This is a genomic window from Chryseobacterium sp. MFBS3-17, from assembly GCF_020687745.1.
Classification (GTDB): Bacteria; Bacteroidota; Bacteroidia; order Flavobacteriales; family Weeksellaceae; genus Marnyiella.
Window position 1 is genome coordinate 52,768 of record NZ_JAJEWK010000010.1, and the last position, 24,762, is coordinate 77,529.

General features: G+C 41.1%; 21 protein-coding genes and 1 pseudogene. 15 read left to right on the plus strand and 7 right to left on the minus strand.

Annotation, left to right across the window (positions count from 1 at the left end):
• Positions 1 to 21 precede the first annotated feature (21 nt).
• The 3 genes from LKO26_RS08000 (at position 22) to LKO26_RS08010 (ending at position 3,200) form a co-directional block, all read left to right on the plus strand.
• On the plus strand, positions 22 to 381 hold the full coding sequence (locus LKO26_RS08000; RefSeq protein ID WP_227587335.1) for a hypothetical protein: 360 nt from the start codon (positions 22 to 24) through the stop codon (positions 379 to 381).
• A 146-nt stretch (positions 382 to 527) separates the two neighbouring features.
• Entirely contained in the window at positions 528 to 2,417 is a 1,890-nt protein-coding gene (dnaK, locus tag LKO26_RS08005; RefSeq protein ID WP_227587336.1) for a molecular chaperone DnaK, read from the plus strand.
• A gap of 303 nt (positions 2,418 to 2,720) precedes the next feature.
• Entirely contained in the window at positions 2,721 to 3,200 is a 480-nt protein-coding gene (locus LKO26_RS08010) for a hypothetical protein (protein ID WP_227587337.1), read from the plus strand.
• A gap of 167 nt (positions 3,201 to 3,367) precedes the next feature.
• On the opposite strand, the gene LKO26_RS08015 is transcribed toward LKO26_RS08010, so the two are convergent.
• Together LKO26_RS08015 and LKO26_RS08020 are read right to left on the minus strand one after the other, a co-directional pair.
• A complete protein-coding gene (locus LKO26_RS08015) occupies positions 3,368 to 3,997 on the minus strand; it encodes a transposase (protein ID WP_227587338.1) in 630 nt (209 codons plus the stop codon).
• A gap of 355 nt (positions 3,998 to 4,352) precedes the next feature.
• A complete protein-coding gene (locus tag LKO26_RS08020) occupies positions 4,353 to 4,745 on the minus strand; it encodes an SRPBCC family protein (protein WP_227587339.1) in 393 nt (130 codons plus the stop codon).
• A gap of 31 nt (positions 4,746 to 4,776) precedes the next feature.
• Between LKO26_RS08020 and LKO26_RS08025 the strand changes: the two genes are divergently transcribed.
• A complete protein-coding gene (locus LKO26_RS08025) occupies positions 4,777 to 5,385 on the plus strand; it encodes an NUDIX hydrolase (protein WP_227587340.1) in 609 nt (202 codons plus the stop codon).
• Positions 5,386 to 5,393: 8 nt separating this feature from the next.
• On the opposite strand, the gene LKO26_RS08030 is transcribed toward LKO26_RS08025, so the two are convergent.
• On the minus strand, positions 5,394 to 6,671 hold the full coding sequence (locus LKO26_RS08030; RefSeq protein WP_227587341.1) for a UDP-N-acetylmuramoyl-tripeptide--D-alanyl-D-alanine ligase: 1,278 nt from the start codon (positions 6,669 to 6,671) through the stop codon (positions 5,394 to 5,396).
• Between the two features lie 63 nt (positions 6,672 to 6,734).
• Positions 6,735 to 8,342 carry a gliding motility lipoprotein GldJ gene (gene gldJ / locus LKO26_RS08035; protein WP_227587342.1) on the minus strand — a complete coding sequence of 536 codons (1,608 nt, stop codon included), beginning with the start codon at positions 8,340 to 8,342 and terminating at the stop codon, positions 6,735 to 6,737.
• 166 nt (positions 8,343 to 8,508) lie between these two features.
• Here gldJ and porU point away from each other — a divergent pair, with 166 nt between their 5' ends.
• The 3 genes from porU (at position 8,509) to LKO26_RS08050 (ending at position 15,950) form a co-directional block, all read left to right on the plus strand.
• The gene (gene porU / locus LKO26_RS08040) at positions 8,509 to 12,384 is read left to right on the plus strand and encodes a type IX secretion system sortase PorU (RefSeq protein ID WP_227587343.1); all 3,876 of its coding nucleotides are present in this window, start codon (positions 8,509 to 8,511) and stop codon (positions 12,382 to 12,384) included.
• 45 nt (positions 12,385 to 12,429) lie between these two features.
• Positions 12,430 to 13,599 (plus strand): type IX secretion system outer membrane channel protein PorV, encoded by a 1,170-nt coding sequence (porV, locus tag LKO26_RS08045; protein WP_227587344.1) that lies wholly within the window; start codon positions 12,430 to 12,432, stop codon positions 13,597 to 13,599.
• A gap of 74 nt (positions 13,600 to 13,673) precedes the next feature.
• Positions 13,674 to 15,950 (plus strand): FUSC family protein, encoded by a 2,277-nt coding sequence (locus LKO26_RS08050; protein ID WP_227587345.1) that lies wholly within the window; start codon positions 13,674 to 13,676, stop codon positions 15,948 to 15,950.
• 55 nt (positions 15,951 to 16,005) lie between these two features.
• On the opposite strand, the gene LKO26_RS08055 is transcribed toward LKO26_RS08050, so the two are convergent.
• Positions 16,006 to 16,665, minus strand: a complete 660-nt coding sequence (locus tag LKO26_RS08055) for a 4'-phosphopantetheinyl transferase family protein (RefSeq protein ID WP_227587346.1) — start codon at positions 16,663 to 16,665, stop codon at positions 16,006 to 16,008.
• 10 nt (positions 16,666 to 16,675) lie between these two features.
• On the minus strand, positions 16,676 to 17,071 hold the full coding sequence (locus LKO26_RS08060) for a helix-turn-helix domain-containing protein (RefSeq protein ID WP_227587347.1): 396 nt from the start codon (positions 17,069 to 17,071) through the stop codon (positions 16,676 to 16,678).
• Between the two features lie 161 nt (positions 17,072 to 17,232).
• On the opposite strand from LKO26_RS08060, the gene LKO26_RS08065 reads away from it, so the two are divergent.
• Both LKO26_RS08065 and LKO26_RS08070 read left to right on the plus strand, forming a co-directional pair.
• Entirely contained in the window at positions 17,233 to 19,209 is a 1,977-nt protein-coding gene (locus LKO26_RS08065; protein WP_227587348.1) for a hypothetical protein, read from the plus strand.
• A 409-nt stretch (positions 19,210 to 19,618) separates the two neighbouring features.
• Positions 19,619 to 20,053, plus strand: coding sequence for a hypothetical protein (locus LKO26_RS08070; protein WP_227587349.1), 435 nt, complete (start codon positions 19,619 to 19,621; stop codon positions 20,051 to 20,053).
• A 79-nt stretch (positions 20,054 to 20,132) separates the two neighbouring features.
• On the opposite strand, the gene LKO26_RS08075 is transcribed toward LKO26_RS08070, so the two are convergent.
• Entirely contained in the window at positions 20,133 to 20,486 is a 354-nt protein-coding gene (locus LKO26_RS08075; RefSeq protein ID WP_227587350.1) for an integrase core domain-containing protein, read from the minus strand.
• Between the two features lie 102 nt (positions 20,487 to 20,588).
• On the opposite strand from LKO26_RS08075, the pseudogene LKO26_RS12735 reads away from it, so the two are divergent.
• From LKO26_RS12735 to LKO26_RS08100, 6 genes and pseudogenes are all read left to right on the plus strand, one after another.
• Positions 20,589 to 20,738 (plus strand): annotated as a pseudogene (locus LKO26_RS12735) (IS3 family transposase); the annotation flags it as partial.
• A gap of 26 nt (positions 20,739 to 20,764) precedes the next feature.
• Positions 20,765 to 21,658 (plus strand): IS3 family transposase, encoded by an 894-nt coding sequence (locus tag LKO26_RS08080; protein ID WP_317206376.1) that lies wholly within the window; start codon positions 20,765 to 20,767, stop codon positions 21,656 to 21,658.
• Positions 21,645 to 22,103: a hypothetical protein gene (locus LKO26_RS08085; RefSeq protein ID WP_227587352.1), complete on the plus strand. Its 459-nt coding sequence runs from the start codon at positions 21,645 to 21,647 to the stop codon at positions 22,101 to 22,103. Before LKO26_RS08080 ends, LKO26_RS08085 begins: the two co-directional genes overlap by 14 nt.
• Before the next feature lie 33 nt (positions 22,104 to 22,136).
• The gene (locus LKO26_RS08090) at positions 22,137 to 22,553 is read left to right on the plus strand and encodes a hypothetical protein (protein WP_227587353.1); all 417 of its coding nucleotides are present in this window, start codon (positions 22,137 to 22,139) and stop codon (positions 22,551 to 22,553) included.
• A gap of 210 nt (positions 22,554 to 22,763) precedes the next feature.
• Entirely contained in the window at positions 22,764 to 24,077 is a 1,314-nt protein-coding gene (gene ahcY / locus LKO26_RS08095) for an adenosylhomocysteinase (protein ID WP_227587354.1), read from the plus strand.
• Positions 24,078 to 24,200: 123 nt separating this feature from the next.
• Positions 24,201 to 24,752, plus strand: coding sequence for a hypothetical protein (locus tag LKO26_RS08100; RefSeq protein ID WP_227587355.1), 552 nt, complete (start codon positions 24,201 to 24,203; stop codon positions 24,750 to 24,752).
• Positions 24,753 to 24,762 lie beyond the last annotated feature (10 nt).

Below are 24,762 nucleotides of genomic sequence, written 5' to 3' on the forward strand. Positions count from 1 at the left end.
AGCCCTATAACTATATATTGAATGAAGACTGTTATCAAAACGCTGCTGTCCTTCGCTCTGCTGGTCATGAGTTGTAAGGAAAACGGCAAAAAGCCGGTAGCAGAACACGCGGTACACACCGAAGAAAGCCTTGTACAGGAACCGAAAATCCTAAACAGTGAAAAAAACGGTGCACTTTCCCTTACTTATTTCGCTCTGGGTGAACAAGTAGCGGTTAAGCTGAAAAAAGAAAATGCACCGGAGCGTACTTTGCTTCCCTCCGGAACCAATACCAGCGGCAATCCGGTATTCACAGACGGGGAAACCCTGTGGGAAATGTTGCCCGATGGCCAATCCGGTATTTATACCAATGAAAACGGAATGGCAGAGACCTACCGGTAGATCTGCATGAAAACTATAAAAACTGGCACTCCAAAAACGGGGTGCTTTTTTCATAAATGCCAATTTGTCATAATTTTTTGCTTGGTATGCATTTGGAGAATGTCATGGCAAATCATTCTTTTTAACTAAAAAATAAAAAAAATACTATGAGTAAAATAATCGGAATCGATTTAGGAACAACCAATTCCTGTGTGGCCGTAATGGAGGGTAAAGACCCTGTTGTAATTCCTAACGCTGAAGGTAAAAGAACCACTCCGTCTATTGTAGCTTTTACAGAAGACGGTGAGAGAAAAGTAGGAGATCCTGCAAAAAGACAGGCGGTAACCAACCCTACCAAAACGGTATACTCCATCAAGAGATTCATTGGTACGCACTTTAAAGATGATGCCAATGAAGTAAACAGAGTACCGTACACCGTGGTAAGCGGACCCAATGATACGGTAAAAGTAAAAATAGACGACAGAGAATATACGCCGCAGGAAATTTCTGCCATGATTCTTCAGAAAATGAAGAAAACTGCAGAAGACTACCTGGGTCAGGAAGTGACCAGAGCGGTAATTACCGTACCGGCTTACTTTAACGATGCACAAAGACAAGCTACCAAAGAAGCCGGAGAAATTGCCGGACTTACGGTAGAAAGAATCATCAACGAACCTACGGCCGCAGCACTGGCCTACGGTCTGGATAAAAACCATAAAGATCAGAAAATCGCAGTATATGACCTGGGAGGTGGTACTTTTGACGTATCCATTCTGGATCTGGGCGATGGAGTTTTTGAAGTATTGTCTACCAACGGTGACACCCACCTGGGGGGTGACGACTTTGATGATGTGATCATCAACTGGATGGCAGATGAATTTAAAGCTGAAGAAGGGGTAGATTTAAAATCCGACGCAATCGCGTTGCAGAGATTGAAGGAAGCTGCGGAAAAAGCAAAAATCGAGTTGTCTTCTTCAAGCCAAACAGAGATCAACCTTCCGTACATCACTGCTACCGCTACAGGACCAAAACACTTGGTGAAAACCTTAACAAAAGCGAAATTCGAGCAATTGTCAGCAGATCTGGTTAGAAGATCAATGGAGCCTTGTAAAAAAGCATTGTCAGACGCTGGACTTTCCGTTTCAGATATTGACGAGGTAATCCTGGTAGGAGGTTCTACAAGAATCCCAATCATCCAAGAGGAAGTTGAGAAATTCTTCGGTAAAAAACCTTCAAAAGGAGTAAACCCGGATGAGGTTGTAGCAATTGGTGCAGCAATCCAAGGTGGTGTTTTAACTGGTGATGTGAAAGATGTTCTTTTATTAGACGTTACTCCACTTTCATTAGGTATTGAAACCATGGGATCGGTATTTACCAAACTTATTGAGGCCAATACCACCATTCCAACCAAGAAATCAGAGGTATTCTCTACAGCAAGTGACAACCAGCCTGCCGTATCCATCCGTGTTGGACAGGGAGAAAGACCGATGTTTAATGACAATAAGGAAATCGGAAGATTTGATCTGGCAGATATTCCGCCGGCACCGAGAGGCGTACCGCAAATTGAGGTAACATTTGATATTGATGCCAATGGTATTCTGCATGTTTCTGCTAAAGACAAAGGTACCGGAAAAGAGCAGTCTATCAAGATTCAGGCAAGCTCCGGTCTGTCTGATGAAGAGATTGACAGAATGAAGCGCGAAGCTGAAGAAAACGCAGCAGCAGACAGCAAGAAAAAAGAAGAAGTAGAAGTGTTCAATAAAGCTGACGGACTGATCTTCCAGACCGAGAAACAACTGAAGGAATTTGGCGACAAACTTTCTGCAGATAAAAAATCAGCCATTGAAACCGCTGCTGCCGAGCTGAAAACTGCTTTTGATGCCAAAGACATGGACAGCGTGAAAACCAAAACAGAAGCCCTGGATGCCGCCTGGATGGCTGCCTCCGAAGAGCTTTACGCTGCCGGTCAGCAGGGTCAGGATGCAGGTGCACAGCAACAGAATCCGAACGGCGGTACCGAAGATGTACAGGATGCCGATTTCGAAGAAGTGAAGTAATTGGTGATTCACATCACTTATTAATAAGCAACAAACCGCTGTAAACATTACGTTTACAGCGGTTTTTGATTTCTATACCTTTTAAATGAAGCATCAGAATTCTTGCCGGTGTTTGACAGGGGCAAACCATGCGGAAATCTGGTTCAGATTCAGACAAAAAAACCATCAAAAAATAAACTTGAAACCCATAAGCTTCTCAAGAAATTATTTCAAAAAATTTACGCCTATAGCTACACATAGCTATTTTTTTTGCAACTATAAAATTTACTTTTGTTAAAACAATTCACATTAAAAAATCTGATCATGAAAACAATTACAAAATCAGGATTGGCGGTAACCCTGTTTATGGCAACCGCAGTGTTCAACAGTGCTATGGCACAAAAATTTGAATTTAAAGCGACTTGGGTAAAAGGATCAAGCGGTTCTTATCAAGAAGTAGATCAAAAAGACAACAGTTTCTTCGTTATTGACTTTGATAATAAAAAGTTCGAAGGTCCGCAGGGAGAACTTTTAATTCTATCAGAAATTGTGACTCAAGATTACAGAACTCATTCAATACCGAAAGACAGGAGTTTTAGGTATTTATTTGCTGTAGGCGAGAAAACTGCAGCAGCCGAGATAATACTATCCATCAGGACCGATTCTGAACCTGACCAACTTTATATGTCAGATGGTGGTTCTTTTTCATTTAGATTTTCTGGCAAAGCAAGTGAAATACACCGATTCACAACCGAAAGACAAAATCCAGCCAGGAAGATGCTGATTTTTTACGGCAATGGCTGACTAAAAATGGAAAAGAAATAACTTATCTGCAGCAGATTTTACAAGAGATTGCTCATGCGCCTGCACCTACTCCAGCTTGGGTACCTGCACTTTGCATTGACTTAACAAGATATTTCTGAATAGCTTTATTATTTAGATTTTTTTCGATAACGGCAGTTCTGAAGTTGTTAATCCGAACTCAATGTGTCCTGATTCCATTTTAATGGATTTTGCCTGATATAACGGGCAATTCGATGGTATTCAAAATCATTCCTAATAATATGGTCGTGATAATTGGGTTGAAAAAAATGATTATTTCTGTTGTATTTAGGAATTTTCAGTTGGTATTCATCAATATAATCGTCAATTTTGCTGTTGACCGCAGATTTGAATCCGGCCATAAATGACGATATGGATTTTGGCAATCGTACCGGAAGGCCCGGACGGCCGTCTTGGTCAGCGATTGGGCCGTGCGGGTTGGAGTTTCCGGTAGATTGAATCGGACGGCTCGGTTGATACGAACGGTCGTTCATATCAACGATTGGGCCGTCCGGGTCAGCGACTGGGCCATGCGGGTTGGAGTTTCCGGTAGATTGAATCGGACGGCCGTCCGATTTTACCGGACCTGGATTGCGGATCTCTAAGATGGTATGCAAGTGATTGGGCATTATGATATATTCACACAAAAAAAGTTCATTGCGGATATCAAACGATCTCAAAAATTCGTCGTTCACAATCTTACCCATATCAGACAAGATCATTTCAGCATTGATGACCTTCCCTAAAATGCATTTTCTGTTTTGGGTGACAATGGTCAAAAAATACAATGCATTTGCCGAATAATCCCAATAGGGTTTTCGGTGTGAACCTATTCTGTATTTATTTTTGAATTTGGCCATAGCTCGTATAAAAATACAAAAAGCTGAATGAACAGCACGGTTATTTTAATATAATCAAATTATACGCAGCGTAAAAAAAGACTTCAATTGCATCAACCGCCTACAAAACAACTCAGCAACCAATTAATTATCAATACATTACATTTATTTTAATTTTCCCAGACTCATCTCAAAGAACATTGAAAGGAAGTAATTCACCTCATTATCCATGAAAAATCCCCCGGGTCTTGCAGACTTCCGGGGGATTTTATTGATATCAGTAACGATGGTAAACTCAGGAATACAGCGTTTCAATTTTATCTGTGAGGGCATTCATAAAATTCTGAAGTGGTTTTTCTACCATCATTTTCAGAAACGGATTGAATTTTCCCTCAAAAAACATCTGAGCTTCGGTACTGTTTTCTGAAACGGCATTCAGCACCGTAGATAATTCAAAGTCAAGACTGGAACTCGCCGACCTCAGCACTGCTTTCTGCTCACTGATTTCACCCAGTTTCAGGGCAATCTCCGGCATTCCTTTTAAAGAGAATTTAAACCCGTCTGCAATCGCCTCAAATTTCTGAAGTCCTTCCGGCATCAGCTGTTCATAGTTTTGCGGATCTTTCAGAAGCTCTACGATCTCTGCCACCGGTTTATTCAAGAAAATTTTTCTTCCTTCTAAATTCATTTTTCTATTTTTGTAGATTAAAGTCCTGCAAATGTATAAAGTTTTTGTGAACGAAAAAAAATTAACCCTCAGTAAGTATCCTGAAGAAGTAGAAAAAAAACTGCGTTACGAAGGCTTTGCTACGCTGGAAATAGCGATAGATCTGCTTCAGAATACCAGCTGCCCGGAACTGAATGTGTACTGCGAAAACCTGGAAGAGCTGTGGGAGGATTTTTCTCATATGTTTCGCGTCATAGAAGCGGCAGGCGGCATTGTAAGTAATGGCAATAAAGAAATTTTATTCATCAAGAGACTGAACCGCTGGGATCTGCCGAAGGGTAAAGTGGAAAAAGAAGAATCTCTGGAACAGGCTGCAGTACGGGAAGTAGAAGAAGAAACCGGACTGAAGGAACTGATTCTGGAAGAATTCGTGAACAATACCTTTCACATCTATACAGAACGCAACGGCGAACGCATTCTGAAAACGACCTATTGGTTCAAAATGAGTTATGTGGGCACCGGTACCGCTACCCCACAGCTGGAAGAAGGCATTACGGCAGTAGACTGGAAAAGCGATGCCCGCATTAAAACAGAAGTATTTCCGTCCACATTTCAGAACATCAAACTTATTCTGAACGAAGTCCGGGAACGGAACCCCTGATGCTCCATTCAGCTTTGAAATACATCCAGAATCCGCTCCAAAGCAATGCCCCGGGAGGCTTTCAGCAATATATTCTGACTCTGTAGTGGGTGTTCTGACAGGAAATCGCGCAGTTGCATCACATCATCAAAAGCCAGCACCGATTTTCCTGTCGCTTTGAAGTGTTTCCCTACCGTAATAACTGTATTAAAATTCATGTGCTCAGCTAAATCCAGGATTGCTACATGTTCTTTTTCGCTTTCTGGGCCCAGCTCCAGCATATCGCCCATAATCACCGTTTTGCTGCCGCCAAAAGTGCTGAAGTTCTTCAGTGATTCACTCATGGAACTCGGATTGGCATTGTAGGTATCCAATACCAGCGTAATGCCGTTTTTCACCACCACCTGTGAGCGCATATTGGTAGGCTTATAACTTTCGATGGCGGTTTTAATCTGACTGAAACCAACTCCGAAATGGAGTCCGATAGCGGCCGCTGCACTCAAATTGGAGAAATTATAACTTCCGGTCAGTTGACTCATGGCGGTCATCCCTTCATAGGTAAGACCTACAAAATGGTCTGTGTTAACCGCTTCAAAATGATAATCCGATGCAGCGGTACCGAAAGTGACAAGCGGTACATAGCCACTGGTTTTCTCTGCCTGAACGGGATCACTCTGATTGATGAAAATGGTTTTTTTATAAGCCATTAAATGCTGATACAGTTCAGATTTACCTGCGATGACTCCTTCAAAACCGCCGAATCCTTCCAGATGCGCTTTTCCAAAATTGGTCACATAGCCATAATCCGGCAGCGCCAGTGCGCACAGATGTTCAATTTCTTTCTGATGATTAGCGCCCATTTCCACAACAGCAATCTCATGTTCTTTCCGCACAGAGAGCAACGTGAGCGGTACACCTATATGATTATTCAGGTTACCTGTGGTACATTGAACATTGAACTTCTGAGACAGCACCGCATTGATGAGTTCCTTGGTAGTAGTTTTCCCATTGCTTCCGGTGAGGGCTATGACGGGAATATCGGTCTTTTTTCGGTGCAGTAATGCCAGATCCTGCAAAAACAGCAAGGTAGACGGGGTATAAAAAATATGATTGGCCAAATCTTCATACGCCTTCTGCTCTACGATGACCGCCAGAGCACCTGCCTCCCGTGCCGCAACAGCCAGCGTGGCAGCATTAAAATTCTCTCCGGAGAACGCAAAGAAAATATCGTTCGGAGCAATGTGACGGGAATCTATGGTAACCTTATTACACTGTAAAAAGTACGGATAAAACTGTTCTGCGTTCATGGGATCAAAAATAAAAAATCCTTCCGTTAAACGGAAGGATTCTATGATAATTATTTCACTTTATTATCTGCGCGTTCTGTTGTTGCCTGCATTTCTGGCATCCTGAGCTACACGGAATCCAATCCATCCGTAGCCACCACTTTCACGCTTATATCTTCTCTGACCCGGATCCAGCCAGTAAGCGGTATCCTGCCATGAGCCACCTTTCACCACCCGGATATCGTTTGATATTGCAGATGTTCTGAGTTGAGTGTCTTTTTCTACGATTACTCTGCCGTTTGCATCTACAAAGAAATTCTTTCTTGGTGCGTTATACATATTGAAGCTGGCAGCACTGTCTCCTTCTTCGCCACGGTAGTTCAGAGAAGACTGTCTGTCTCCGTCTCTGAAGTTACTGTAGTTGGCCACGGTTTCTCTCTGGTACTGTCCGGGCAGGTTTTTGTACAGCAATCTGCCGTCTGCCAGTGTATCGTACTGTATAGAACCATCATCTACTCTGGCATAGGTTCCGTCACCGTTTCTCAGAATTTTCTGAGGGGCGTTTCCTCTGTAGTAGTTGAAGTCATTGAAATCAGAATCAATAATCGGACGGTATACGTCTGCGGTCCATTCTGCTACGTTTCCGAACATTCCGTAAAGACCAAGGTCATTTGCAGGATATTTTTTCACATCGGCAGTTCTGGCAGAACCGTCATTTTCCCATCCCGGTACACCGGAGTAGTCACCCGTACCGTATTTGAAGTTCTCCAGGAACATTCCGGCGTTACGTCCTCTTTGTCCTCTGAGTCTTTCAATTTCCGGAGTTTTGCCCAGGATATTGTTATATTCTCTGTTTTTCTGAGTTCCCAGTGCGGCAAATTCCCATTCTACCTCTGTAGGAAGTCTGAATTTGGTCACCATATTGGCAGCAGGAGATCTGTTTGCCTGCAGCAATCTTTGGTTTGCCGTATTTCTCATCCCGGTAGTACGGGCAAGTCTCTGTTCGTTAATATAGGCCAGCATATCGGGATCATTCCCTTTGAATTTATCCATATTGAAAGCGGTACCGCCTACGTTATTGGATTCGTTGATGTAAAGATCTTTGGAGATGATTCCGGCATCCATTAATGCTTTTTCATTTGCACGGTCGGTCAGCCATTCGCAATATTTGCTGGCTTGTAACCAACTTACTCCTACCACCGGATAGTAATCAAATTCCGGAGATCTGAAATAAGTTTCAGCGAAATCATTTCTTGAAAGTTCGTTATCCCAAAGTAAGGTATCTGGCAGTGCGCCGTTGTATATCTCTCTATAGCTGGGATCGGATGGTGGAAATACGTATTTTAACCAGGTAAGGTATTCACGGTATTCATAATTGGTAATCTCAGTTTCTCCTAAGAAGAAGGAACTCACTTGCATTCTACGCGGTGAATTGTTCCAGTCATGCATCACATCATCCTTCACTAATCCCATTGTAAAAGTTCCGCCCTCTACATACACCATTCCCGGCCAGCCTTTTAATTTCTGCTGCTTTCCGGAGAAGAACCAACCTTTATTGTCATTTGGTTTCCATCCCGTTTTGCTCACAAAATTTTTAGTGCCGCCACCTTTTCCTGATCCACTACCGCCACAGCTGGTAAGTGCGAAAGCTGAACTTAATGCTATTAATGAAAACAACTTTAGTTTTTTCATAGTCAGTATAAATATTTATCAAAGTACAAAGAAATAATAATTTTATTAATTAATCAAGTAATGTTTTGATTTTTTTTAAACGATTGTAATTTTATTTTATTGTATCCTACCATTTCTTTAAAAATTTCAGTTAATTTGTATTCCTGAAATTTAATTCTATTTAGAAATGATACGAAACCTCTCCTTTCTCTTCTTGTTATGCTTTTCGGCTGTTATCTTCGGCCAAAAAATCACTCTGGACTGGGAAGGCCCGAAAGTCCGCGATCACGGCAACGTAAAACTGAATTTACCGTCCTTCAGCAATCCCGGTTTTTCATTTGACCAAAATAATATATTTATTCAAATAAAACAAAATGTTGGCGAAAAAGATATCAAAATTGGCAACTTGCAATGGGAAACCGTAAGCAACAAGGAGCTTTACGACCTTAATAAAGACCTATTGATCGCCCACGAGATCCGGGATGTGAGCTACCACCGTACAGAAAACGGACGCAGCGCCTTCATCCACGTCGCCCTTTTTAAAGCAGACAAAGGCAGAATCCTGAGACTGGCTTCGTTTGATGTAGAGTCCGCAGCTGCAAACACCCCGAACACTTCCGCACAAAAAGTGGGCACCACAGATAATCCGCTGGCTTCCGGCACCTTTTACAAAATTAAAGTAGACCAGTCCGGAGTCTTCAAGATTACCAAAGCATTTCTGCAGGCCAATGGTATGAACCCCGCCAACATTAACCCAAAAAACTTCAGAATCTACGGAAACGGTGGCATCATGCTGTCCGAATATAATCAAGATACGAAGTACGATGCCCTTCAGGAAAACGCCATTCAGGTGGTGGGCGAAGATGACGGCGTTTGGGATGATAATGACTATGCCCTGTTCTATGCGCAGGGGCCCAACGGCTACAACCTGCATGATCCCACAAACGGAAACGGCTTCAAAAGAACCGATATGCGTACCGACCGCAGCAATAATGTGAAGAATATTTATGAGGATTTTTCGTATTACTTCATCAACTTTGACAAAGGACCCGGCAAAAGAATACAGGATGAAGATGTACCGCTTACCGCCAATCCTATTACCCGCTATGACGACTATCAGGTCATCAATAACGATATGCGGAATCTGCTGAAACTCGGGAAAATATGGGTAGAAGAACCCGGTTTTATTGCTCCGAAGAGTTTCACCATCAACACAAAATCCCCGGCACAGGCCGGCGACCCCGTATTGTTCCGCACTCAAGTAGTGGCCTATAATTCTCAGGGAAACAGCATTTCATTTAACCTGAATAACCAGAACCAGGGCACCCAAACCGTACCTGCAGCCGGTCTGGAATATGTGCCGATGAGATTTCAGGGCACCCTGGCTCAGCCACAGGGCAACTCCTTTACATTCAACTTTGAACCCAATATTTCTGCCAATCCCAACGGATCTTTCTTTTTTGACTATCTGGAAATCCAGTACAAGGAAGCACTGACCTTTAACGGAACCCAAATGAACTTCCGGGACTTTTCTCTGGTCAGCGGCAGCGCACAGGCCTACAGCTTCAGTGTGGCCAATGCATCATCCCTGGAGCAAATCTGGGATGTGACCGACATTACCAATGCTACCAGAAAAGTGAACAGAGCTACCGGGGGCACCTTCAGTTTCGGTTATATTGCCGATGATCCCGATTTCAATAATGAATTTGTGGCCTTCCGCGCAGATGCAGCCTATCAGCCAGCGTACGTGGGGCCGGTAGAAAATCAGAATCTGCAGGCGCTTCAGAATATTGACTATCTCATCATTACTTCACCTCAGATGGCGGGACATGCCCAGCGGATGGCCAGTCACCACCAGTCCAAAAACAACTACACCACTGCCATCGTAGATGTCAATAAAATCTACAATGAATACAGCAGCGGCGGACAGGACCTTACGGCAATACGCCATTTCGTATCTCATCTGAATAATCCTGCAGGAGCACTGAAATATGTTTTGATTCTGGGGGATGCCACTTATGATTTCAAAAACAGAACTCCCAATAATTTTAATATTGTTCCGAGTTATCAGAGTGAGGAAAGCGGCAATTATGTCAGTTCCTATGTTACGGATGACTATATCGGGATGACCGCTCCACAAACTTCCACCTATCTTCCGGGGATTATTCCGGATGTTCCTGTAGGCCGCATACCGGCAGCCACCGTAGCAGAAGCCAAACTGATGGTGGATAAAACCCTGGCATATTACAATAACCTGCCGGGACAATCATCACCCTTCGGAATCTGGAGAATGAAACTGGATTTCGTGGCAGATGATGACAAGGACGGTGGTGTGCCGTTTCATACCATTATGAATGAGACCCTGGTTGATGTTTTTGAAACCGCTACAGACAAACCCGAATACAACGTGCGGAAATTATATCTGGATTCATTTCCGGCGGTCAATACTGCGGGCGGACAGCGATATCCGCAGGTAAACCAGGCCATTGCCAATGACATTGGAAACAGCCTGTATCTGTTCTATTTCGGGCACGGCGGAATCAATGGCTGGGCGCAGGAACGGGTGCTGAATGCAGAACTGGTACAGGGACTGAATAACTACTCTAATGTGTATAGCAGATTCCCGCTGGTTTCTACCATCACCTGTGAATTTACACTGTGGGATGAACCGAACACCTTTTCTACCGGTGAGCAAATGATGAAGCTGAACTCCGGAGGTGCGGCTACCATGATTACCTCCAGCCGGGCCATTGATGTGAACTACGGAATCCTGTTTACGGATGAATTCACGAAGAATATTTTTGAGCTGAACGGCGATACTTTTGACACGCTGGGCAATGCTTTTCTGGCGGCCAAGCTTAATTTCGGAGGAAACCCGAACCACCTGAAGGTCAACTACCTGGGAGATCCGGCCATGGTGCTAAGCAGACCCAAAAAACTCCTGGTAATAGACAATGTGGAAACACCGGTGCCGGGCCAAATACGGGCGCTGGACTTTGTAAAAATCACCGGACACATCAACAAACCCGACGGAACGGTAAATACCGCTTTTAACGGCCGGGTGGTCATCAACATTTATGACAAACGGGTCAATAAAAGTACCCTAAACAATGACGGCGGCCTGACTCCGATCCTTGACTACACCGAAGAAGGCAGCCCGATTGTGAAAGCGTCCGGAACGGTGGTAAACGGTATTTTCACCGTAGAATTCTATGTCCCAAATGACATTAATTATACCATGGGAACCGGCAGAATTCTGGCGTATGCTGATAATAATGTGGAAGATGTTTTCAATAATTCAGAGTACCAGATTGGCGGCATTAACCCGAACGGCATCAATGATAACGAACCCCCGAAGGTGAAACTGTACATGAACAATACCAATTTTGCAGACGGCGGCATTACCGATCAGAACCCCATGCTGCTGGCCTGTATTACAGATGATACCGGGATCAACTCTACCGGAGCAGGTGTAGGACATGATATTGTGACCTATCTGGACGGCGAAATCATCAATACTATAGTCCTGAATGACTTCTACAATTCCGGAGACGGAAACGGCTGTGTGAACCCCGGACTGGCAGATTACCAAAAAGGAAATGTGACCTATCCGTTCAGAAATCTGGCACCCGGAGAACATACTTTGACCTTCAAGGTGTGGGACATCAACAATAATTCTACTACCGAAACGTTAAGATTTGTAGTAAAAGATGAAGCAGATCAGAAACTGATCATTAACAGACCGCTGAACTGGCCGAATCCGTTTACCCATAAAACGTATATTCATTTTGAACATAACTGTGATGACATTCTGGATGTAAATGTGCAGATCTTCACCATTACCGGGAAGCTCGTCCGTACGCTGAGCCAGACGGTCATTGCAGAACCGTTCCTGCAGGGATACCGTACCCCGAGACAAGCCATAGAATGGGACGGCATGGATGATTTCGGAGATGCCGTAGGAAAAGGCACCTACATCTTCAAGATTTTTGCACGCAGCCAAAATCAGGAAAAATGCAAAGGTGGAGCCACAGCCGTAGAAAAAATGGTATTATTGCGTTAAAAACTTTAAAATTATTTATATATTTGGAAATTAAATAAAAACTATATGGATTTTACAAAAAGACTGCTTTTAGGATTAGGTTTAGGTGCAAGCATTACGGCTTTTGCACAGGATTTAAGTAAAATCAGGCCGGTACTTACCGGCGCGCCTTTCCTGAGAGTTGCACCGGACGCCCGTTCGGGAGGTATGGGAGATCAGGGTGTGGCTACCTCTGCTGATGTATTTTCACAGTTCTGGAACGCAGCAAAATATCCGTTCGCAAGAAACTTATCCGGACTAGGCATCAACTATACGCCTTATATGGGAAAACTAACCAATGATGTTTTCCTGCTTTATGGTTCTTACTACAAATTTGTGGGTCAGGAAGAGAGATCCACCATCGGAGCCAGTATCTATTACTTCAATATGGGATCTGTGGATCTTACCAGACTGGTAGATAACAATGCCATCGCTCATGAAGGAACCGCAAAACCCAATGAATTTGCCATTGACGTTTCCTATGCACTGAGACTTGCAGACACCTTCTCTGCTGCGGTAACCGGTCGTTTTATCCGTTCAGATTTATCCGGAGGGTTCAACACAGATACCACGCTGAAGGCGGCCAATTCTTTTGCACTGGACCTTTCCGCATACTACTCCACTCCACGTTTCTCCGGTATGGGAGGTATGGACAACAGAATCAATGCCGGTTTTGCTATTCAGAATCTGGGTCCCAAACTGGATTATACCGGTGATGAGGAATCCAGAACTTATCTGCCTACCATCGCCAGACTGGGTGCAGGTTATGATGTGTTCATTGATGATATGAACCGTGTGGGTCTGAGTGTGGAAGCATCCAAATTACTGGTGCCGGGTGCTGAAATTGTACGTGTAGATCCGCTTACTCAGCAACCGGTGTATGAAGTACCAAACGTAGGGGTCATGGAAGGCATCGGAAAATCCTTCAACAACCCGAAAAGTCTGATGTATTCCGGTGCGCTGGAATATGCCTATGACAATTCATTCTTTGTGCGTGGTGGTTATTTCCACGAAAGTGAAGAGCAGGGAGCCAGACAATTTGCAACTGCCGGTGTAGGCCTCAAGTACAACGCCTTCTCGCTGGATGTATCTTATCTGATCAATATGTCCAAACTGAATTCTGCACTGGACAACACGCTGAGATTTGGTCTTACATGGCACATAGGTGATGAGTCTATGAACGCCAACGATTATTAAACATAACGAAAACCGTATATTAAAAGACCTCTTTTCCGGGGTCTTTTTTTAGATTATAACCTTTACAAAACACCATGCCACGCTCAGTGAAAACCGTGAATTACACTTCAGAACTGAAAAAATTCGTCACCAGCCAATATATCTATTCGGGGGTACGGATTACTTTTGCCATTGTACTCCCGGGGATTATTCTGGCGTATTTCGGGCTGCTGAAAGACTATTTTCTCTTCCCGCTGGGCACCAGTTTTGTAGGACTTACCGATATGGCGGGGCCGTTCATACGGCGGCGCAATGCTTTGATTCTGGCCATTTTTTCCTTTGTGCTCGTCGCTGCGGCCGGCAGTCTTGCTGCTCCCTATACCGTGACGCCCTATATTCTGATCATCCTGTTCGGGATTTTCTTCTGCATGATCGGCGTTTACGGACAACGGCTGGCGGCTGTAGGAGGCCTTACCCTCGTCGTATTTTCGATTTTTGTGGATGCTTACCTGTCGTCCGGGAGTCTGGTGAAAGATTTGCTCATTTTTGCCGCCGGATGCGTCTGGTTTCTGATTGTTTTTCTGATTGTTTCCAAAATTCAGCCGTATAAGCTGGCCGGGCAGATGATTGGTGAAAATTATCTGCAACTGTCTGAATATTTACAGATTAAAGGCCGGTTTTATCAGCCGGGAGCACAGCTGGATACTTTATACCAGGAGGTAATTGCCAAGCAGGTCATCATTAAAAACCTGCAGGAAGAAACCCGTGAGGTGGTATTTAAAACCCGGACCATTGTAAACGAAAGCACCACTACCAGCAGGTTATTGATGCTGATGTTCCTCAATTCCATTGACTTTTACGAAAAGCTCATCACCAGTGACCAGGATTATCAGAAAATACAGGAACAATTTGCGGAAAATAGCATTTTAGCAAAAATCCACGACTTCCTCATTTTGCTTTCCGATGAGATTTCCAATATCGGAATTGCAATGCAAAGCGGCACCAAAACCGTTCCCCTGCGTGATTTCACCCATGAACTGGACCTGGTCTATGATGAATATTTTGAGCTCCGGAACCGCAGACTCACGCCAGACAACCTGGAGTATTTCATGTCCATGCGCCTCATTCTTTCGCGGATCAATGACGTGACACAGGATGTGAAAACCATTTACAAAGTATTTTCGCAGGATCTGAGCAATGCCAAAAGTCTCTCAATAGGGCTGGATCTGGATAAATTTGTGCCCAAACAGGAAAAACTCAATCTGCGTGTGCTCAGAATGAACCTCTCGCTGAAGTCCTCACACTTCCGGCATGCCATACGCATGACTCTGGCTCTGCTTACCGGCTACGGCATCTCGCAAATCGGGGTACTGAACATTGGCCATTCTTACTGGATTCTGATTACCATCATAGCCATTATGAGACCGGCATACAGCACTACCAAACACCGGAATCTGCTGCGACTGTACGGAACTGCAGCAGGAGCCATTGTGGGATACCTGCTGCTTACCTTTGTGGATCATCACACCATTTTACTCACCATTTTGTTTGCCGCAATGATTCTCTGCTTCTCACTTCTGCAGAAACAATATGCCTGGGCGGTGTTTTTCATGACGTTATACATTCTCATTACATTTAATTTTCTGAATCCCGGAAATGTCAATTTGATTTTTAAAGACCGGATTGTGGATACCGTGCTGGCAGGCGTCATTGCATTTCTGATTTCCTATTTTGTGCTTCCGGTGTGGGAACATACTCAGAATGTAAGTCTGATGGAGAAAACAGCAGCAGCCAATATTCATTATTTCGAAACGGTTATGGATAAACTGGAGCACAAACCGGTACAGGAAGAGTATTACCGCATGCGCCGGAAAGACAGCATCATCCATCTGGCCAATCTTTCCGATAATTTTCAGAAGATGCTTTCAGACCCCAAAAACCAGCGCAAAAAGATGGAAACCGTGCATCAGTTTGTCAATACTTCACACCTGATCACCGCCTACACCGCATCGCTGCACCAGTACACCACTTCCGGAAATCACTTCTCAGAAATAGATCTGAACGCCTGGAAACAGAAAATCACCGCAGAAATGCAGTGCACCATGAATCTGCTGCAAAACCATGACCCCAATGCGGATATACCGGGCATACAAATTCCGCTTCCCGAAGATAATCTGGTAGATGAATTAATGCTGAACCGCAAAAAGGAACTCACCGAGAAGGAAATCTATGATGTACGCGACCCCAACAAAATAACAAGGCTCACCGAACTCAACAACATCCGGGAAATCCTGGAACTGGTGTATGATGTAGCCCATGAGCAGCGCAAAGTCATTGAACATTACCGTGAAATCCGGAACGCAATGGGATAAACGGTGGAGATGTCGCCCTTCTAAATCCTGCATTTCTTATAAATGCATCTGGGGTCTAAAACACACTATTGGCCGAAATTTTATAATTGATCTGATGATTTTCTTCAATAATGGCGAAGTAAAAATCTTCAATTCTGGAAACCCGGGCAATGTAACGGTCCTCGAACTCATCATCAAAAACCCGACAACGGACGTTTGTAAGATGATCCAGCGAAAATTCTTCCACTTCATAGAATTTTTTCAGAGACCAGTATTTGCAGGGATGCAGTTTGTACAGGGCTTCCTTAATGACCCAGATGATGGTAAGGAAGTGTACTTCATGTTCATTTTCCGTCCAGGAGATTTCAGTATCGTGCAGGAATTTATGTTTGATGCGGACAATTTTGGGCATGATGCGCTCCAGATCAATCCCTACCCTCTTTTGTGATACAGCCAGTGCGGCAAACGGATACGAATGGGTGATGGAGATGAAGGCATCCTTCGGGAAAAGATACGGCTGACCAATGGTTTTGTAGAGGATTTTATGACCCGGTTTCAGCATTTTCAGCAGGCGGCGGATCATAAGGTACTCAATGAGTTTTTTAGGATGGTACTGCTCTACTTTTTTGTGGTTTTCGGGTTCTATGAGGTATTCATGATCGAACACATCTCCGTCCTCATATTTCCAAAAGAGAATACTGGCGTGCTCATCTGTAAAATCCTGATAAAAAGGCATGATGTGTAAACTACTTCTGAATCAGTTTTCGTAACTCTGCTATTTCATCATTCTTATCTATGATTTGCTTTTCAAGCCATTTTATTTTATCTTCATAAAGTTCTATCACCTTATCAGATAAATGATTGATGGTAATATGAGTATCTTGATGGGTATTGGTTTGAACAGCTGAAGCATTATCCTTATTTGTATTGATACTATTATCAGAATTCATAAAAAAATCTTCTAATTTCATCTCTAACTCTGTGCAAAGTTTTTCTATGTGATTTACCCACGAATTGGTTTCTCCTGATTCTATTCTGCTGTATGCAGAGCGCGAAATATGAAGTTTTTCTGCCCTTTCTTCCTGAGAAAGCCCCTTATTTTCCCGTAATCTTCGTATCCTTGTTCCAACTTGAGTATTCATTTTTTTGTTGTATTTTTACAAAAATACTATTTTATTTACAGTTCAAACACATCTATTGCTAAGATTAATGTGCAAAAAGAGGATATTGATTCCCGAAAACACAGCAATACTCTTTAGAATTTTTATTTAATATTGCTTTTGTAAATAAAAAATATACACAAATGAACAAAAATTATTATGCACAGTTGATTGCTGTTACAGTCCTGATGCTCTTCACATTCGTATCTTGTAGACAGGAAGCCTTGGTTTCGGATCACCAAACAAATGCAAAACAAGATGAATTCATCATCAATCTATTGACAGAAAGCGATTTTGAAAGGAAAAAATCATTGTTTAATAAGGTTAATGAATTGAAAGAAAAGAAGTTCAAAAATGATGATCTTTTCAAAAACACCACCATTCAAGATTCAATTCTGGAGGGCGCCATCATTGAAACCGACAAGATTATTGAAATAACAAATGGCGAAAAAGTAACCTATACATTTCCCGTATCAAGAACATTTCCCAACGATAAAGTAGAAAATCTTGTCCTAAAAAAGAATGCAGATAATACTTATTCAGGAGTTTTAATTCAATACACTTTAACTCCGCAAGAAAAGCAACAGATTTCCACAGGTCAATCTATAGATTTAACTTCAAAAGTAAAAGTTTTCGGAATAGACCAAATAAGTGTTGCAGCAAGAATACAAACAGATACGGTAGGATGTTTGGAAATTACTTGGGAGACTGGAACCTGTTCCGGAACAATGCATCATTCGTATGGAGATACCAGTTGCCCGCTAATTGGAGGGCCACATGAAGCACAACCGCCCTCAATTATTTCCATAGTTGACACCTGTGGTCCGGAAGATCAAACAACAGATATCACAGATGGATCTACCCCCTCAGGCGGTGGCAGCAGTGGTGGTGGCTCCACTTCTAACAACAATCCTACTAATCCATACAATACTTACATTTTCATGTCATTTGATGATCTGTATCTGATTTGTGAAACTAATGACACGCAATGTTTTCAGAATATCGCAGACAAACAAGTTACAGTTAATTTCTTTAGTTCCTTGGGTTTGCCGGGAATTACACTTGCCGGCTATACTCCAATTTTTGAATTGGTAAAAGGATATCTTATATCTGGTACACCATTAGATTTAGCCGAAAGAGTAACCTTGGTAGGGAACTGGATGAGACAACAAGATAATAGCACGGATGTAAAAAGATTATCAAACTTCAAAGTTGCTCATTGGGTTTTGCAAATTTTGATGGAAGACGATACAACAGATATTCAAAACTTTTTTAAGAGAGTTGATGCATTAGAATTGGCTTTAGAACAAAGCCCAAATTTGTTATTGGATATAGATTGCGGCCAGCTTCCATTTTGGCAGGACATCGCAACGCATCAAGTTCCTCAATCCGTCATCAATAAACTGCAAAATATTCCCAATCAAAATGGTTATTGGTCAGAATGGAATATTACTGATTTAGATGATGGAGCTGGAACTCGTGTTAATATGGATTTATTTCCTGTCAAGATTACATCACTTCCAAATAAACCCGGAACAAATCAAAAATACACTCCTGCGGAATTATTTGACTTCTTTAGAAAGAACATTAATCTTTTTGCAGATAAATTTATTCCAATAGAAGATAATTATTACAATATTCATGATACCGCCTTATGGAATTCTTCAAATCCTTTGGGTGCTTTAATTCATATAGAGATTACGCCTGACGATGGAACGGTTGTTTGTTCTGGATTTAGTACAAATGCCTGGATATTTTCAACTGTAAAGGCACCTTTAAGTTGGGCTTACGACGGAATACACCCTGTTTCAGGAAATAGAGCTTTTAGTTACTATACAGATCCAAATGATGGCTCAATAACAATTTACACTCGTGGTGTCGATCGATTATCTAACATATGGAATGATGATACAAAATTAATTAATTTTTTAATGGAATCATTTGGCTTTTCCAAAGCAGATCAATTGTGGAATGGCATGCAAACTAAACTTATGAGTTATGTCAATAATCATGGTGGCAGTTCCACAGTTATTCCTTCTGTAAAAAACAGACCAAACTATAATAAAATAAAAAAATATTTGAAAAATCAAATTCCAATAACTTCATTAGGTTGTAATTAAAATATTATGAGTACAAAGAAATTGTATAAAATTGTAATGATTGTTTTTCTTTCTGTATTACTTAAAAATATCCTTCAAATTTTATTTGGAACTTTATTTAAAACAGAAAATGAATTAAGCTTTTATAATTTAAGTGATGAAAATGTATACTCATTTAAGTTAATTCTTTTCTATATAATTTTATATGATTTTTTTCTCTTGTTCCCATTGTATGTAATAGCGTATTTTATCCTGCATTATATTGTTAAACTATTTAATAATAGAGTATGGATACACATCTTCTATATGCTGCTTATTTATGCATTCGGGATGTACATAAAAGAGCATGGTAACTTTTATATAGAATATGTTTTAATTTCAATAATGTTAGGTCTTTCAAATTGGTGGATGTTTAAAAAATGGATTAATTATGATAAGAATAATATTAAGATTTTATAGTTTTTGTTTGTATTTTGTTGCTTCATTTGCTTTCAGTCAACATAATAAAAATGACTGCCCAGAAGAACTATCTTATTTTGCATATAGTTTGCCTATGGATGGTATTGATTGGTTTGTTCCTATTAAATATCAGATTAACAAACCTTTCATCGATTTAAAGATTAAAAAGGAGAGTAAAGAAGAATTGTTTATCCGGTTTAAAATAATAGAAACACTAAAATGTGATTTTGAAGATATTAATAATTCGAATTTAAAATATACTGTTTTAATATACGATGAAGATACAGATACATTTGGAGAAAATCAATCCGAAATAGAGTTTAAATTTTCAAATGGTAAAGGAGTAATTTTTATTCGTCACCCAAGTTCTGTGGAAATTGTAAGTGAGGCGACCGTAATTCATTAATTTTTTATAGTAAATAAAGACTTTAGAAGGCACAAAAGGAAATTGTCTTAAACGCTAAAACTTGGACACTTTTTTCTACCTATTCATGAATTAAATTATCACAATTAACCCCTATTTTCTTTAGATATTTGAGTGGTGACAAATAACCCAATCCACCATGGATTCTTTCAAAGTTATAAAATTTTCTGAAACGATTCATTGTTGCTTTTAAATCTTTTAAATTTTCAAATTCAAATCTTTGACAAACAGCACTTTCCATGATGGAATGATAGCTTTCAATATGTGCATTTTGTTCCGGTGTGGCGGGCTTGGTAAACTCCTGACTTACCCCTTTTTCAACAAAATACTCTTGAACTATCGAATTGTAATCTTCCCCAAAAATCGAAACGAATATAAATATAGTTTTTAAATTTGGAAAGATGAAACAAAGCAAATTTACAGAGGTTCAGATTGTGAAGATTTTATCTGAGCAGAATCAGGAAAAAACGGTGAACGAGATTTGCCGTGATTATGGAATCAGCAGCCTACTTTCTATAAATGGAAAAGTAAATACGGCGGCATGGAGGCCCATCAATTGGCTCAACTCAAAGAATTAGAGAAGCAACTTTCTCAGTACAAAAAGATTGTTGCAGAACTCACTTTGGAAAACACCGTTTTGAAGGATGTTATCGAAAAAAAGCTTTAACGCCTTCCGAAAAGCGTGATTTAGTGGTGTATTCTAAAGAAGAGCACCAAGTGAGCATACGGAAGGCGTGTGGATATTTTGCGCTGAGTTATTCGGTCATGTATTACAAAAAGAGGATAAATTCACAAGACGATTTGATTCGGGAAGAATTAAGATCTTTAGCAGAAAACGAACAAACCTGGGGCTTTTGGCTGATGCGCCACCGCTTGAAGAACATGGGTTTTTGGTGGAACCATAAACGGATTTATCGCATCTACAAATCAATGAAACTCAACTTGCGAAGTAAACGTAAGAAACGACTTCCTGCAAGAGTTAAAGAGCCGCTTCTCAGACCCATTTATCCGAACGTCACCTGGAGCATGGACTTTATGCACAACACGTTGGAATGTGGTAAAAGCGTGAGAAGTCTAAACATTATTGACGATTTTAACAGAGAAATTTTGCAAGTGAGTATTGATACAAGTTTACCTTCGGCAAGAGTGATTTCAAGACTGGAAGAACTCATAGAATGGAGGGGGAAACCAGAGAAAATCCGAGTGGACAACGGACCGGAGTTCATTGCAGAAAAACTGAAAAACTGGTGCGCTTTTCACAAGATCGAGCTCCTTTTTATTCAGCCGGGAAAACCAACACAAAATTCACTCATCGAAAGATTTAACCGAACTTTTAGGACGGAATTTTTGGATGTCTATCTTTTTGAAAACCTCGTGCAGATGAGAAATTACGCTGAAATATGGATGTGGAAATACAACAATGAAAGACCGCATAGCGCACTGCAATACCTGACGCCAAGGGACTTTTTGTTGAAATATGGAAAAATCAGCCTCACTAATCCAGCAGATTTTCCCACATTCCAACAAAGTTTTTCTACAACACCAACAGAAATATTAACAAAAAACTCTACTTTTGAGTGTTACTAACCATGGGAAGATTACAACTGGAGAATTCCAAACTTGGGATGTAAAGGTTCATCATAATAATGAAATTATAGAAGATTATGTAATGTTTTATTTAGAAAATTCTGTAAAATCAGAGATAATTGATTTTGAAAGAAGTGTCTTTAATCATGGAAAATGTAGTGATTGGAATTTTATTGGTGAAAAAATAGAAATATCAAACTCAGAAAAATTTAATTTTTATAATCAAAAATTTATCGAAACAGATGATTTAATTAAACCACAATCTTTATTTTTGGATTTTTCTAAAATTGAGTTAGACCTTTTTAGAGTAAGTGATGTTCCTCTTATTTCAGGGCATTATTTTATTTCACAGAAAATGAAGGATAAAATAGAAGAAAAAAAATTTACAGGATTTTCATTTCAAGAAATAGAAGAAATGGATAAAAGAATCAAAACAAACTTTTGAAAAATGTGCTTATATTAACTTAAATATAGTTTTATGAAATTCAAATTTATCTTAATCACAATATTGCCATTTTTGCTTTTTTCCTGTACTACAATGAAGTCACAAAACAATATAGATATACTTTTTAAAAGATGGAAAATTGATCATGTAGAAATGGGTGGTCAAAAGATAGATCAAATTGCAGGTGAAAAAATTACGGAGGAAGGAGAGTTTGAATATGAATTTAGAAAAGATAATTCATATTCTGTTTTTTCTTTAGGAAAGATTGAGTCCAATGGAACTTGGGAATGGAACAATGATGAAAACTGTATTTATTTGAGAAATGAGTATGATGAAATTAATGGAAAAGTGGTTAGCATTGAGAAAAACAGTATCATATTAATTCCTACATCAGAAATTGGAAAATATCCTCATTTAGAAATAGTGAAATATTATTATGTTCCTAAATAAAAGGAAAAACAATAAATAGCAAATGTAAAGCAATATAATTTCATCTCATTTTCTATTTGAAAAACAAATATATGTATTCAATAATCAAGTTAGAATAGATTGTTTTTCCAAATGAGGATGCTGGCGTTTTCGTCTGTAAAGTCTTGATAAAAAGGCATATTTTGAGTTGCGGGAATTAGTTTGTAAATTTGCAAAAATATTTTTAATTAGATGGAAACAACAACACAATACGTTCCTTACAAAGTAAAGGACATCTCTCTTGCAGAATGGGGCCGCAAAGAAATTATGCTGGCAGAAGCAGAAATGCCGGGCCTGATGGCCATCCGAGAAGAATACGGACCCAGCCAGCCGCTGAAAGGCGCCAGAATTGCCGGATGCCTGCACATGACCATTCAGACTGCAGTGCTTATTGAGACCCTGGTTGCTTTGGGAGCTGACGTTACCTGGTCTTCCTGCAACATTTTCTCTACTCAGGATCATGCCGCAGCTGCCATTGCCGCCGCCGGAATCCCCGTGTATGCCTGGAAAGGCATGAATGAAGAAGAATTCGACTGGTGTATAGAGCAAACCTTATTTTTCGGTGAAGATAAAAAGCCTTTAAATATGATTCTGGACGATGGTGGTGACCTGACCAATATGGTTTTTGACCGCTACCCGGAACTGACCAAAGACATCAAAGGTCTTTCTGAAGAAACCACTACCGGTGTACACAGACTGTACGAAAGAATGCAGAACGGAACCCTGGTGATGCCGGCCATCAACGTTAATGACTCGGTTACCAAATCCAAGTTCGATAACAAATACGGATGTCGCGAATCTGCCGTAGATGCCGTGAGAAGAGCGACCGATGTGATGCTTGCCGGAAAACGCGTGGTTGTTTGTGGTTTCGGAGATGTGGGCAAAGGTACTGCCGCTTCTTTCCGTGGCGCAGGTTCCATAGTTACCGTAACCGAAATAGACCCGATCTGTGCACTGCAGGCAGCCATGGAAGGGTACGAAGTAAAAAAACTGGATACCGTGATTGAAAATGCCGATATCGTGATTACCACTACTGGGAACTTCAACATTGTAACGGGTGAGCACTTCAGGAAAATGAAAGATAAAACCATCGTTTGTAACATCGGTCACTTCGACAATGAAATTGATATGGCCTGGCTGAACAAAAACTATGGCAATACCAAGACTGAAATCAAACCTCAGGTGGATTTGTATAATGTAGATGGAAACGATATCATCGTGTTGGCAGAAGGTCGTTTGGTGAATCTGGGATGTGCCACTGGTCACCCGAGCTTTGTCATGTCCAATTCATTCTCTAACCAGACTCTGGCGCAGATTGAACTGTGGACCAACAGCGAAGCATACGAAAACAAAGTATATACACTGCCTAAGAAATTAGACGAAAAAGTGGCCATGCTGCACCTGAAAAAAATTGGTGTAGAACTGGAAACCCTGACTACTGAACAGGCCAAATATATTGGGGTCACCGTAGAAGGACCGTACAAACCGGAATACTACAGATACTAAACAAAATAAAAGCATATCGCTTACCAGTCCCCGGGATTTTTTCCGGGGATTTTTGTATGAATGAGATAATTAATAACTTTAACCGGAATTGTTCGCTCCTCAACTGCAAAAAAAACAAATGTCATGGTTAAAAAAATTTTACCCCTATTAATGCTGTGTCTGCTGTCTTCATGTACCATAACTGGCTTTACAGATGATTACAAAAAATTATATCCGGAGCAACAGCGTAGCATTGTTCCGCTGGAATCATTCGCCCATTCTGATCCGCAACATATTTATAAGATTAATGGTGTACAGTTGCGGGAAGAACTGAAGAAGCATCCGAAATCCATGGTGTATATCTTTACCAACGGCTGCCCATCCAAATACTGCCTGCCCATGTCCAGCTATGAAAAATATGCCCGCGAAAACGGCTACCGGCTATTTCTGGTCATGAGTGGCTACGGGAATCTGAAAGAAACCACCAAGCAGCGGTCTGAAGTATTTACAGCACCCCTCTACGCAATGGACTCTGACTATTACGGAAGCAAAATCAGAATGACCTACAATAAGCATTTTGAAAATGATCTGTTGGGACAGCCGCATAAAACCAAAAATGAGTGGCAAGGCAACCTGTACTTTTTTGAAAGAGATCAGTGGGTGAAAACAACTTTGGAACTGCCGGTACTTCCATGATTTTTTTTAA

Excerpts from the sequence above, each read along its gene's own strand:
- ahcY (WP_227587354.1), top strand. The coding sequence starts at position 22,764 with ATGGAAACAACAACACAATACGTTCCTTACAAAGTAAAGGACATCTCT.
- LKO26_RS08010 (WP_227587337.1), top strand. The coding sequence starts at position 2,721 with ATGAAAACAATTACAAAATCAGGATTGGCGGTAACCCTGTTTATGGCA.
- LKO26_RS08060 (WP_227587347.1), bottom strand. The coding sequence starts at position 17,071 with ATGAATACTCAAGTTGGAACAAGGATACGAAGATTACGGGAAAATAAG.
- LKO26_RS08065 (WP_227587348.1), top strand. The coding sequence starts at position 17,233 with ATGAACAAAAATTATTATGCACAGTTGATTGCTGTTACAGTCCTGATG.
- porU (WP_227587343.1), top strand. The coding sequence starts at position 8,509 with ATGATACGAAACCTCTCCTTTCTCTTCTTGTTATGCTTTTCGGCTGTT.
- porV (WP_227587344.1), top strand. The coding sequence starts at position 12,430 with ATGGATTTTACAAAAAGACTGCTTTTAGGATTAGGTTTAGGTGCAAGC.
- LKO26_RS08055 (WP_227587346.1), bottom strand. The coding sequence starts at position 16,665 with ATGCCTTTTTATCAGGATTTTACAGATGAGCACGCCAGTATTCTCTTT.
- LKO26_RS08030 (WP_227587341.1), bottom strand. The coding sequence starts at position 6,671 with ATGAACGCAGAACAGTTTTATCCGTACTTTTTACAGTGTAATAAGGTT.
- LKO26_RS08020 (WP_227587339.1), bottom strand. The coding sequence starts at position 4,745 with ATGAATTTAGAAGGAAGAAAAATTTTCTTGAATAAACCGGTGGCAGAG.
- LKO26_RS08100 (WP_227587355.1), top strand. The coding sequence starts at position 24,201 with ATGGTTAAAAAAATTTTACCCCTATTAATGCTGTGTCTGCTGTCTTCA.
- LKO26_RS08025 (WP_227587340.1), top strand. The coding sequence starts at position 4,777 with ATGTATAAAGTTTTTGTGAACGAAAAAAAATTAACCCTCAGTAAGTAT.
- LKO26_RS08090 (WP_227587353.1), top strand. The coding sequence starts at position 22,137 with ATGAAATTCAAATTTATCTTAATCACAATATTGCCATTTTTGCTTTTT.
- LKO26_RS08070 (WP_227587349.1), top strand. The coding sequence starts at position 19,619 with ATGATAAGAATAATATTAAGATTTTATAGTTTTTGTTTGTATTTTGTT.
- dnaK (WP_227587336.1), top strand. The coding sequence starts at position 528 with ATGAGTAAAATAATCGGAATCGATTTAGGAACAACCAATTCCTGTGTG.
- LKO26_RS08050 (WP_227587345.1), top strand. The coding sequence starts at position 13,674 with ATGCCACGCTCAGTGAAAACCGTGAATTACACTTCAGAACTGAAAAAA.
- LKO26_RS08000 (WP_227587335.1), top strand. The coding sequence starts at position 22 with ATGAAGACTGTTATCAAAACGCTGCTGTCCTTCGCTCTGCTGGTCATG.
- gldJ (WP_227587342.1), bottom strand. The coding sequence starts at position 8,342 with ATGAAAAAACTAAAGTTGTTTTCATTAATAGCATTAAGTTCAGCTTTC.